The following is an 11,437-nucleotide window of genomic DNA, read 5'->3' on the forward strand; positions in this document are numbered from 1 at the left end:
GAAACGGGGCCGGGCGGCTGCCGGTGTGCGGCCGCGCGGCCCCGCGCGGGATCCTGTACGGCATGACGGCAGACATACCCCGCTCCTCCCCCGGCCCCCTCTCCGACAGCGACGGGGGCGGAATGACCCACCGGCGGCGGCTGCTCGTCCTCGGGATCTGCTGTATGAGCCTGCTGATCGTGTCCCTGGACAACACCGCGCTGAACGTGGCGCTGCCCGTGCTCCAGCACGAACTGCACGCCTCCGTCTCGGGCCTTCAGTGGGTCATCGACGCCTACACCCTCGTCCTCGCGTCGTTCCTGATGCTGTCCGGTTCGACGGCCGACCGGCTCGGCCGGCGGCGGATCTTCCAGACCGGCCTCGTGCTGTTCACCCTCGGCTCGCTGCTGTGCGCGCTGGCACCCGGCCTGGACTGGCTCATCGGATTCCGGGCCGTCCAGGCCGTCGGCGGCTCGATGCTCAACCCCGTCGCCATGTCGATCATCACCAACACCTTCACGGAGCCGAAGGAACGCGCCCGCGCCATCGGCGTCTGGGGCGCCGTCGTCGGGCTCTCCATGGCGCTCGGCCCGATCCTCGGCGGCGGGCTGGTCACCACCGTCGGCTGGCGGGCCATCTTCTGGCTCAACCTGCCCATCGGCATCGCCGCGCTCGTCCTCACCGCGCTGTTCGTCCCCGAGTCCCGCGCGCCGAAGGCCCGCAAGCTCGACCCCGTCGGACAGGTGCTGGTCATCCTCGTCCTGGGCTCCCTCACCTTCGGCATCATCGAGGGCGGCGGAACCACGCACGGCGGCTGGACGTCGCCGCTGATCCTCACCTGCTTCGCCGTCAGCGTGTGCGCGCTGGCCGTCCTCGTCCCGTACGAACGCCGCCGCGCCGAACCCCTCATCGACCCGCACTTCTTCCGCAGCATCCCGTTCAGCGGGGCGACGCTCACCGCGGTCACCTCGTTCGGGGCGCTGGCCGGCTTCCTGTTCCTCAACACCCTCTATCTGCAGAACACCCGCGGCCTGTCCGCCTTCGAAGCGGGCCTCCACCTGCTGCCGATGGCCGCGATGACGGGCCTCTGCGCACCCCTCTCGGGACACCTTGTCGGCACCCGCGGGCCGCGGCTGCCGCTGATCCTGGCGGGCGCGACGATGACGGCGAGCGGCGTGCTGTTCGCCGCGTTCGACGCGGAGGGCTCCGACCCCGTGCTGTTCACCTCGTACGTGCTGTTCGGCATCGGCTTCGGGCTGGTCAACGCGCCGATCACCAACTCCGCCGTGTCCGGCATGCCCCGCTCGCAGGCAGGCGTCGCGGCGGGCATCGCCTCCACGAGCCGTCAGGTCGGCTCCGCGCTGGGCGTCGCCGTCATCGGCGCGGCGATCTCCTCGGGGTCCGACGCGGCGGGCTGGTGGATCATCACGGGGTGCGGGGCCGCGGTGCTGCTGCTCGGGGTGCTGACCACGGGGCGGCGGGCGACCGCCACGGCGGAGCGGGTGGCGTCCGGGTTCTGCGGCATGACGACCGGCTCCCCGGCCGCGCCCGCGCCCGACAGCCCGCCGTCCGTGGGGCGTTGAGGGCGCGGTTGCCCGTCTTCACTCCTCGGCCGGGCCCCACCGCACGTCGTGCCGGGCGCCCGGCGCGTGGAAGGCGAGCAGCGCGGCGCCCTCCTCCTCCAGCTCCGTACGGCGGGCGCGGGGCAGCGGCGCGAACGCCCGGAGCGTGAGGGTCGCCTCCGTACGCTGCCTGCACGCTCGCGGGCCCGAACGCGGCCAGATAGCGCAGCACCAGCCGGTCCACGGTGCCGCCGGTGTCCAGGGGCGCGCCGAGCCACAGTTCGGCGGTGGTGTGCCGGGCCGCCGAGCTCTCCCGCCACAGTCCGCGGGGCGGCACCTGCACGAGCGGCAGCAGCTGCCGTACGGCCAGCGCGAGGGTCTGCGGGTCGGCGTCCGGCCACTGCTGCGCCAGCGCCTTCCCCAACTCCTGGAAGGTGCGCGGCTCTTCCTCCACCAGCTCCCGTGCGCGCCGCGCGGCGGCGTCCATGCCGACACCGGGCAGCTTGTTCGCGAAGGTCTTCGCCAGCCGCCGGTGCGGGGGCTCCAGCAGGGGCCGCAGGGTCAGACAGTCCCGCGCCGTGACGGTGTGCAGGGTGCAGCGCAGCAGCGACAGCCGTACGAACTCCCGCTCAGCGAACCGCCGCGAGAAGTCCTCGGCACCGAAGTCCTCCAGCCGGGACCACAGAGCGGTGAAATGGTTCCCCGGCACCTGAGTCTGCAGCCCCACCAGATGCTTGACCGCTTCCGCGGCCCCCATCGGCGCCCGCCGCGACAGAAGCTGCCGCTCCAGAGTCGCCCGGCTCAACTCCCGCACTGTGAGACTCCGCGTCATGCGGTCACCATATGACCGCCGAGCGCGAGGTGTGCCCGAGCTGGGTGGGGGCGCGGTCGGTGACGCAGGCGCCGCAGGCGCAGGCGCCCGGTACCGGACATTCCGTGGCCGGAATGGGGGTGTTGGGGGTCAAATGGGCTTCCAGGGTGGGTCGTTCATCCGGCGCGCGGGACGAATGAGGCACCATCGGGTGTGTGCTGACGGGGGAAGAGAGCCACCACGGACTGCGGCCGCCGACCGGCGGCAAACGCGCGGCGGACCGCGCGGCGGACCGCGGGGCGCGTCCCGCGCGCCGGCCGCGGCTGCTCTCCTGGTGCGCGTGGCTGATGGTGGCCGGGCTCGCGGTCCCGCTGTCCGTCCGCGCGGCCGACGCGGACGGGCCGACGCCCGTACCGCAACTCCTCGCGTTCCTCCCGTGGTTCCTCGTCCCCGGATGGCTGGCGCTGCTGATCGGGGCGCTGGGCCGGCGGTGGCTGCTCGTGGTGTGCGCGGTGGGGGCGCTGGCGGCGACGGGGTGGTTCCTCCGCCCGTACGGGTCCGACGCGCCGCCCGGCGCCGAGGAGCGGCCCTCCGCCGCGCGGTTCCGGATCCTCACGTCGAACGTGCAGTTCGGCGGGGCGACGGACGCGCTGGTGAAGGCCGTACAGCGGGAACGTCCGCAGCTGGTCGCGGTGCAGGAGTGCGACACGCGCTGCGCGGAGGCACTGCGGAGCGGGCCGCTGCGCGAGGCCTACCCGTACCGGATCATCGCCGGAGCGGACCGGACCCACACGGCGACCGGTTCGGCGCTGCTCAGCGTGTATCCGCTGCGCAGCGAGCGCACGGTGCGCGGCCAGATGGAGATGCCGGGGGCGGTAGCCGACGTGGCGGGCCGCTCCGTACGCGTCCAGGTGGTGCATCCGATGCCGCCGACGCGGGAGTCGCTGGGCGTGTGGCACTCCGAACTGGACAAGCTCCGCACGTACGCGGCGGGGCGCGGTGACACGCCGACCGTCATGGCGGGCGACTTCAACTCCTCGCAGGACCATGCCGCGTTCCGCTCGATCCTGGACACCGGCATGCACGACGCGGCGCGGCTGACGGGCCAGTCCCGTACGCCGTCCTGGCCCTCGGACACCGCGCCGACGCTGGGCGCGCAGATCGATCACGTCCTCCTGAGCGACCCGCTGACAGCCGTCGAGACCCGCTTCCTCGACTTCACGGGCACGGACCACCGGGCGCTGCTGGCGGACGTCCGCCTCTTCTGACGGGCGCTCAAGGAGCGCGAGTGCCGGTACCCCACAGCCCTTCCCCACCCCCACCCCACCCGCGGCTCTTGGCCGCGGGTGGGGTGGGGCGCGCAGGGTGCGCCCCGGGACAATAGAGCGTGATTTTCGGGCCGTGCACAGCCAATGAGGGCCCAGCCCGAACATGGCAGGGGGCGCGGCCCGTAAATCATGCGTCCCGGGGTCACCCGGAGCGCCCCGCCCCACCCCCGCACATGAGCCCCGCACCCCACAGCAGCCCCGCACCACAGCACCCCGCACAGCGCGAGCGCCAACGCGCTCTTGCGGCACCCCCACCCCCCGCTGTATCAACAACCGCATGCCGTACTCCGAGAGCGCCGCACCCCGCCCCGACTGGTCGTTCGCCGAGTACAGCCCCGTGGGGGTGGAGTTGGGGACGGCCGACGCGGTGGCGGCGTACGACCGGAGCCAGGGGACGGATCCCGGCGCCGACGACCGTCTGCTGGACCGTCTCGGCGTACGGGCGGACGCCCCGGAACCCGTGCGCGTGGTCGATCTCGCCTGCGGGACGGGCGCGTTCGCCGTACGGGCCGCGCTGCGCGGCGCCGAGGTGCACGGGGTCGACGTGTCGAAGGAGATGCTGGCGCACGCGCAGCGCGCGTCCGCGCGGCAGGGCGTCACGGTGCACTGGCATCACGCCGGGTTCCTGGACTACGAGCACACGGCCGGCACCGCCGACGTCGTCACGACCAAGTCGGCGCTGCATCAGCTGCCGGACTTCTTCAAGCAGCAGGCCCTGCTGAACGCGGCTCAACTGCTGCGCCCCGGCGGCCTGTTCTACCTGTGGGATGTCATCTTCACGTTCCCTCCGGAGGAGGCGGACGCGCGCGTCGAGGAGTGGCTGGACGCGGCCGGCACGACCGGGTTCACGCGGGGCACCTTCGCGACGCACGTACGGGAGGAGTTCTCCACGTACGACTGGGTGCTGGCCGGCATGCTGACCCGCGCCGGGTTCGAGATCGTGTCGCGGGACTTCCCGCGGCCCACGCACGGCGAGTTCGTCTGCCGCAAAATCTGACGCACAACCGCCGGGCACCGGCACGGCGAGGCGCCCCTCCCGCGTACGCACGGAAGAGGCGCCCTGTCCGGCGGGATCCGCCGGGACGGCTTACCGCCCCGGAGCCGTCCCCCGCAGTTCGGTGTTCTTCTTCCACTTGCCCTTCTTGCAGGTGTCCCCGCTGCCGGTCACGTTGTTCTTGCAGGCCACCACGCGAACGCCCAGCAGGAGGTACGAGGTCTTGATGGCCCCGGTCTTCTTCTTGGTCCCCTTGGTGTCGCACGAGGTGTCCCACAGGCGGGACTCACCGTCGCGCACCCACACGTCGTCGCCCCTCTTCAGCTTGTACTGGACGAAGGAGAAGGCGTCGTACCTGTCGCACAGCTTGTCGTCCACATAGAGCTTGACGCGGCTGGTGCGGTTCTGCCCCTTGAACTTGAACGTGGCGGACGCGTAGGCGTACTTGGAGTTCGCCTTCGCCTTGACCGTCTTGCCGAGCGCGGCCTGGCCGCCCTGTGCCGCGGTACCGGCGGCGGCACGCGGTGACGCACCGTCGGCTGGCTGGGCCGCTGACGCGGTGACGCCGCCGGTGGTCAGCAGTGCGGCGGTGGTCACTCCGACGAGTGCCTGCTTCGTTGCGATCACGGTTGAACTCTCCGCTCTGCGCCACGTGGTCGGGGTGGCGCATCCCCGTTGACGCGTTCACGTTGGCAGCGGGGCCGGGCAGGCAGAGAGGTGTTTCGGGCGGGACCGAAACCGTCACCACCGGGACGGAAACCGTCATCGCAGAGGACGGAGAACGGTCACCGGCCGCGCCTCATCCCGCGCGGTGTTCGACCATCAGCGGCTCCTCGCCGAACGTGATGCGGTCACCGGCCCGTACGGGGGCTGAGCTGCCGTCCATGCGGCGCAGCCGGTACGCGCCGTCGTCCAGGGGCATCCGGGCCTGCCCGGATGCGGTCCAGCAGATGGTCAGCCGGTGGCCCTTCCGCTCGAAGCGGCAGACGTACGCGCCGTTCGGGAGGCCCAGTTGGGCCCCGTTGCCGCAGGAGGTGATCCGGGCGCCGTCGAGCCACGTCCGGAGCCGTCCGATGCGGCGTCCGGCCTCCGTCGGCGCGCCGCCGGCCGGCTGCACGACCACGGGGGTGTCGGTGCTGCCCCAGCTGTAGAAGTACATCCGCCGCACCCAGAAGTGCCTGCTGTAGAGGCCCGCCAGATAGAAGCGCACCCCGTAGTCGCGGGCGCGGCGGGCGTCGAGCCGCGGGGCGACGGTGACGTTCCAGTCGGTGCCGGTGTTCCACAGCGGTACCTCGGCCCGGCCCTCCTGGTAGAGGAGACGCCGTACGCTCACGGCGAGTTCGATGATCTCCTCGGGCCGCCCCTCGGCCCGGCGCGGCGGCAGCTTCAGCGCGGCGGCGTCACAGCTGTCCAGCCCGCCCGTCCGTACGAACTCCCGGTACAGCTCCCGGCCCTTGCGCTCCCACAGCTGGCCGAAGGAGGGACAGACGACCTGCGCGGCGGGGTCGGCACGGCGGATGATCTTCGAGGCGCGCCGGACCATCTCCGCGAGGGTCCGTACGCTGCCCGTCCACATGATCCGGTGGTTGGGGTAGTCCCACAGCTCGTACGCCTCGATGCGGCCGCGATAGCGCGTCGCGGTCGCCTCGACGTACCGGTCCCAGTCGTCGAGGTCGTCCGGCGGCGAGGACGAGGAGCTGTCGTGTACGGAGCGGGGGCCGTGCGGTGCCGCCCAGCGGGGTGTGCCGCCGAGCGTCAACAGGACGGGCAGGTGGGCCCGTTCGGCTCCGCGCACCATCCGTTCCAGGACCGTCCAGTCGTACTGTCCGCGCTTCGGCTCCAGGGCCGGCCATTCGGTGTTGCTGTGCCACAGCCGGACGGAGCCGGCCCTGAAACCCGGCATGGCGCCGGTGTCGGTGTTCATGGTGAAGCCGAAGAACGCGGCCGGGACGGTGCGGGGTGCGAGGGCCCATTGCGGGCCCCGTACGTCCTGTCCGGGCCGGGAGCTCGCGGTGCCGCCCCGTACACCGCCCTCCCCCGTCGCGGCCTCCCCGCCCGCGCCGCCCCGGCCCTCCCGGCCCGTGAGGACGGCGGCCACGACGACCGCGGAGACGACCAGCAGCAGGACTGCCGTACGCAGCCGGGCCCGGCCACGCGGCAGCCACCACGGGACGGGCGTGGCGGGCTCGGGAACCGCGGAGTCGGGGGCCGCGGAGTCGGCGACAGGGGCTGCGTCGGGCGGCGAACTCCCGTGCCCCGCCCGCGCGTTCGGTTCCGCGTGTGGGCCCGGCTTGGCGTCTGTCCGCGGATGCGCGCCAGGGCTCGCACCGGCCCCCGGCTCCGGCCGGGTGACCGTTTCCGCGCCCGGTTCGGCAGGCCCCGGCTCTCCCGCGGCCCCCGCCGTCTCCCGGGCCCAGGCCCGGTACAGGCGGTCCAGTTCCGCGGGGCCGGCCCCGCAGACGCGGGCCACCCGTTCCACCGTGCCGAAGCTGCCGGGGACCGTGCAGCCCTGGCAGTAGCGGTGCAGCGTGGAGCGGCTCAGGCCGGTACGGCGGGCGAGCGCCGTATAGCTGCGGCCGCTGCGTACCTTCAGTTCCTCCAGCAACTCGGCCAGTTCGGACGGCTCAGGCATCCCCGACGGCATGGCATCCCATCCCCTGCTTCCCCCGACTCCCCCGGCGCGGGACGCATGTCCCATCCGTCCCGCACTGGGCAGAAAGTAGCAGCCGGGGGGCGTTCCGGCGTCCCTCCGTCCCATCCCGGCGCCCGCTTCTTGCCACGCGCGAACCCGGCACAGCACCGTCGTTGAGCCTGGCCGGCACCTGCGCCGGCCACCTGCACGACGGGGGAAGCGAACTCATGCTGCGTGTGTACTTCTCGGCCGCCGACCTGGCCCGCACCCGGATCGCTGACGGTCCCGATCCGCTCTGGGAGACCGTTCTGAGCCTGCATCAGCTGCGGGAGGGGATCGTCGACCCGGCGCTGGGCGACCGGCTCCGGTACGTGGAGCGGACGGGTGCGGAGGCGCTGCGGCTGCTGCTGCCGCTGGTGCCCGTACGGGGCTACTTCCCGGACTTTCTGACCCCGCCCGAGGGGATGGCCGGATTCGAGACCGGACTGGACGCCATGATGTCCACCCGAAAAGGTGAACTGCACGCCCAGATCGGCCGGTTGACCGAGGGTCGGCCGGTGACGCCGTGGCTCCGTTCCCTCGGTGAGGGGGAGCCCGCGGCGCTGCGCCGGCTCGGGGAGGCGCTGCGCCTGTACCAGCGCGGCGCCCTCGCACCGTCCTGGCAGTGTGTCCGTGCCCGTACCGAGGGGGACCGCGCCCTGCGGGCCCGGACGCAGTGGCGCGGCGGTACGGAGGCGATGCTCCGTACCTTCGGGCCCGGTATCCGCTGGAGACCGCCCGTACTGGAGGCGGACTATCCGGTGGAGTCCGAACTGCGGCTGGAGGGGCGGGGGTTGCTGCTCATCCCCTCGTACTTCTGCCGGCGTACACCGGTCGCCCTGGCCGATCCGGCGCTGCCGCCGACGCTCGTCTACCCGGCGCGGTCCGTGGCGCCGGAACCGGCCGGGGACCAGGCGCTGGACCTCGCACGCCTGTTGGGTCACACGAGGGCGGCCGTGCTGCAGTCGCTGGGCGGCGACTGCAGCACGAGTGAACTGGCCCGCCGCGCGGGGGTGTCGCTCTCCTCGGCCAGCGAGCACGCGGCGGTGCTGCGCGGCGCGGGGCTCATCTTCAGCACGCGCCGGCACAACTCCGTGCACCACGCGCTCACTCCGGTGGGCCTGGCCCTGCTGCACGGCGAGGGCCGCCCACGGGTGCCGGCCCTCCGGGCGGGCGGATGACCGGGCAGCGCGAGGGGTCAGGCCACCGAGCCGGGTCAGGCCACCGATCCGATGTGCCCCGAGGGGGTGCGGTGCTCGTGGTGGATGGGGGTGTGCGCCCCTGTCAGGGAGACGCCCGTGCCGCCGTTCCGGCTGGCGACGATCTCGGCGGCGATGGACAGGGCCGTCTCCTCCGGGGTGCGTGCGCCCAGGTCGAGGCCGATCGGCGAGTGCAGCCGGGCCAGTTCGGGTTCGGTGAGGCCCGCGTCCCGCAGCCGGCGCAGCCGGTCCTCGTGGGTGCGGCGCGAGCCCATGGCGCCCACGTAGGCGACGGGCATCCGCAGGGCCCGCTCCAGCAGCGGCACGTCGAATTTGGTGTCGTGGGTGAGCACGCACACGGCCGTACGGGAGTCCAACGCGTCCTGCCGGCCGTCGAGATAGCGGTGCGGCCACTCGACGACGACCTCGTCGGCGTCGGGGAACCGCGCGGCCGTCGCGAACACGGGGCGGGCGTCGCACACGGTGACGCGGTAGCCGAGGAACCGTCCTGCCCGTACCAGCGCGGCGGCGAAGTCGATGGCGCCGAACACCAGCATCCGCGGTGCCGGCACCCGGGATTCGACGAGCAGCGTGACGGGGCTGCCGCAGCGGCTGCCCTCCTCGCCGACCGTCACCGTGGCCGTGCGGCCCGCGTCGAGGAGGGCCCGCGCCTCCGCCGCCGCGGTGCCGTCCAGCACGGGGTGGCCGCCCAGGGTGCCGTCCCACGAGCCGTCGTCGCGCACCAACACGGTGCCGCCGAGCAGGTGTTGCGGCCCTTCGGCGACCCGTACGAGCGCCGCTGTCTCCCCCTGTGAGGCGGCGGCCACCGCACGGGCGACGGTCTCCCGTACGGGCGCGTCGGCCCGTACGGGTACGACGAGGACGTCTATGACACCGCCGCAGGTCAGTCCGACGGCGAAGGCGTCCTCGTCGCTGTAGCCGAACCGCTCCGTGACCGGAGCGCCCGCGGACAGCGCCTCCTGGCACAGTTCGTACACCGCGCCCTCCACACATCCGCCGGACACGCTGCCGACCGCCTCGCCGTCCGCGTCGACGGCGAGGGCGGCACCGGGCTGCCGGGGCGCGCTGCCGCCGACGGCCACCACGGTGGCCACGGCGAAGTCGCGTCCCTCCTCGCACCAACGGTGCAGTTCGGCAGCGATGTCCAGCATCGGATGCTCCTTACGGTTAAGCCGTGAACAGCAGCGTAACCGGGGTCCCGGGCACTCCCCGTGCTATTCGGCACCCGAAGGGCCTCCCGGCACCCCCGGGGACCGCCCGGACCCCAGGACCGCACGGCAGCCCGCCGGGGCTACTTCGCGCCGAGCCAGCCCTCGATCGGACTGAGCGCGAAATAGATGAGGAAGACCACGGACAGTCCCCACATCAGCCATCCCGGATCGCGCCACTTGCCCTGTACGGCCTTGATCAGGACGTAGGTGATGCAGCCCGCCGCGATGCCCGCGGTGATGGAGTACGTGAACGGCATCAGCACGGTGGTCAGGAACACCGGGATGGAGACCGACGGGTCGTTCCAGTCGATGTGCCGTGCGTTCGTCATCATCATCGAGCCGATGACGACGAGCGCGGCGGCCGCGACCTGTGTCGGGATGACCTGCGCGAGCGGTGTGAAGAACAGGCAGAGCGCGAAGCCCAGTCCGGTGATCACGCTGGCGAAGCCGGTACGGGCCCCGTCGCCGACGCCGGCCGTGGACTCGACGAACACGGTCTGGCCCGACGCGCCGGCGATCCCGCCGGCGACGCCGCCGGCGCCGTCGATGGCGAGGGCCTTGTTGAGGCCCGGCATCTTGCCGTCCTTGTCGGCCAGATTCGCCTGCTGGCCGATGCCGATGATGGTGCCGATGGCGTCGAAGAACCCAGCGAGGACGAGGGTGAAGACGATGACGCCGACGGTGACGGCGCCGACGTCGGCGATGCCGCCGAAGGACACCTTGCCGAGCAGCCCGAAGTCCGGGGTGCTGACGACACTGCCGGTGATCTCGGGAGCGTTGCGGCCGCCCCAGTCCTTCTTGTCGAGGCCGCCCAACTGGTGCACCAGCGCGGCGAAGACGGTGCCGCCGATGATGCCGATGAGGATGGCGCCGGGCACCTTGCGTACCTGCAGCATGAAGATGAGCAGCACGGTGAACGCGAAACAGGCGACAGGCCAGCCGGTCAGCATGTCGGCGGTGCCGAGCTGGATGGGCTTCTCGCCCGCGACGCCGCCCGGCCCGGGCATGCTGGTGACGAACCCGGCCTGGACGAGGCCGATGAGGGTCACGAACAGGCCGATGCCCATGGTGATGGCGTGCTTCATGGCCAGCGGGATGGCGTCCATGATGAGGCGCCGCAGCCCGGTGACGACGAGCAGGATGATGATGGCGCCGTAGATGACGCACATGCCGAACGCGTTGCCCCAGGTCATTTCCGGTGCGACCTGGAAGGCGAGGACGGCGGAGACGCTGAGCCCCGCGGCGAGAGCGAGCGGCACGTTGCCGACGATGCCCATCACGATGGTGGTGGCGGCCGCCGCGAAGGCGGTCGCCGTGGTCACCTGCCCGGCGTCGAGGGTCGCCTTGGAGACGTCGGGGACGGACAGGATGACCGGGTTGAGCAGGACGATGTAGGCCATCGCCATGAACGTGGTGATGCCGCCGCGTACTTCACGACCGACGGTCGATCCTCTGTCGGAGATGTGGAAGTAGCGGTCGAGCCAGGATCGCCCGGCGGGGATGCGCGAGCCGGGGCCCGCGTCCTCCGCCGAGGTCTCCGGCTCCACTTGTGACTGGGTCATGGTGCTGGCTCCCAAGGTTCATAGGGGCACTCCGCCGGACGGCGGCGATTTGGGAATGCACGACCCGGGGGACGGCCCGAGGCGAACGGCTGTTGCGCG

General features: G+C 72.5%; 8 protein-coding genes and 1 pseudogene. 4 read left to right on the forward strand and 5 right to left on the reverse strand.

The window, feature by feature from the left end; genetic code table 11:
* The first annotated feature begins 62 nt into the window (after positions 1-62).
* Positions 63-1,562 (forward strand): MFS transporter, encoded by a 1,500-nt coding sequence (locus AC3AGO_RS09525; protein WP_487819713.1) that lies wholly within the window; start codon positions 63-65, stop codon positions 1,560-1,562.
* Between the two features lie 178 nt (positions 1,563-1,740).
* Here AC3AGO_RS09525 and AC3AGO_RS09530 read toward each other — a convergent pair.
* Positions 1,741-2,373: pseudogene (locus AC3AGO_RS09530) on the reverse strand (DNA glycosylase AlkZ-like family protein); the annotation flags it as partial.
* Positions 2,374-2,567: 194 nt separating this feature from the next.
* Here AC3AGO_RS09530 and AC3AGO_RS09535 point away from each other — a divergent pair.
* Both AC3AGO_RS09535 and AC3AGO_RS09540 read left to right on the forward strand, forming a co-directional pair.
* Positions 2,568-3,620: an endonuclease/exonuclease/phosphatase family protein gene (locus AC3AGO_RS09535; RefSeq protein WP_487819714.1), complete on the forward strand. Its 1,053-nt coding sequence runs from the start codon at positions 2,568-2,570 to the stop codon at positions 3,618-3,620.
* Between the two features lie 337 nt (positions 3,621-3,957).
* Positions 3,958-4,677, forward strand: coding sequence for a class I SAM-dependent methyltransferase (locus AC3AGO_RS09540; protein ID WP_487819715.1), 720 nt, complete (start codon positions 3,958-3,960; stop codon positions 4,675-4,677).
* Between the two features lie 90 nt (positions 4,678-4,767).
* Here the strand turns inward: AC3AGO_RS09540 and AC3AGO_RS09545 are convergent, their stop codons facing one another.
* Both AC3AGO_RS09545 and AC3AGO_RS09550 read right to left on the reverse strand, forming a co-directional pair.
* Entirely contained in the window at positions 4,768-5,301 is a 534-nt protein-coding gene (locus AC3AGO_RS09545; protein ID WP_487819716.1) for a hypothetical protein, read from the reverse strand.
* A 172-nt stretch (positions 5,302-5,473) separates the two neighbouring features.
* A complete protein-coding gene (locus tag AC3AGO_RS09550) occupies positions 5,474-7,306 on the reverse strand; it encodes a helix-turn-helix domain-containing protein (protein WP_487819717.1) in 1,833 nt (610 codons plus the stop codon).
* Between the two features lie 227 nt (positions 7,307-7,533).
* Here AC3AGO_RS09550 and AC3AGO_RS09555 point away from each other — a divergent pair, with 227 nt between their 5' ends.
* On the forward strand, positions 7,534-8,526 hold the full coding sequence (locus AC3AGO_RS09555; protein ID WP_487819718.1) for an ArsR/SmtB family transcription factor: 993 nt from the start codon (positions 7,534-7,536) through the stop codon (positions 8,524-8,526).
* Positions 8,527-8,561: 35 nt separating this feature from the next.
* On the opposite strand, the gene AC3AGO_RS09560 is transcribed toward AC3AGO_RS09555, so the two are convergent.
* On the reverse strand, positions 8,562-9,716 hold the full coding sequence (locus AC3AGO_RS09560; RefSeq protein ID WP_487819719.1) for an XdhC family protein: 1,155 nt from the start codon (positions 9,714-9,716) through the stop codon (positions 8,562-8,564).
* Between the two features lie 140 nt (positions 9,717-9,856).
* Entirely contained in the window at positions 9,857-11,338 is a 1,482-nt protein-coding gene (locus tag AC3AGO_RS09565; RefSeq protein WP_487819720.1) for an NCS2 family permease, read from the reverse strand.
* Positions 11,339-11,437 lie beyond the last annotated feature (99 nt).

This window comes from Streptomyces sp. BL1, from assembly GCF_057628045.1.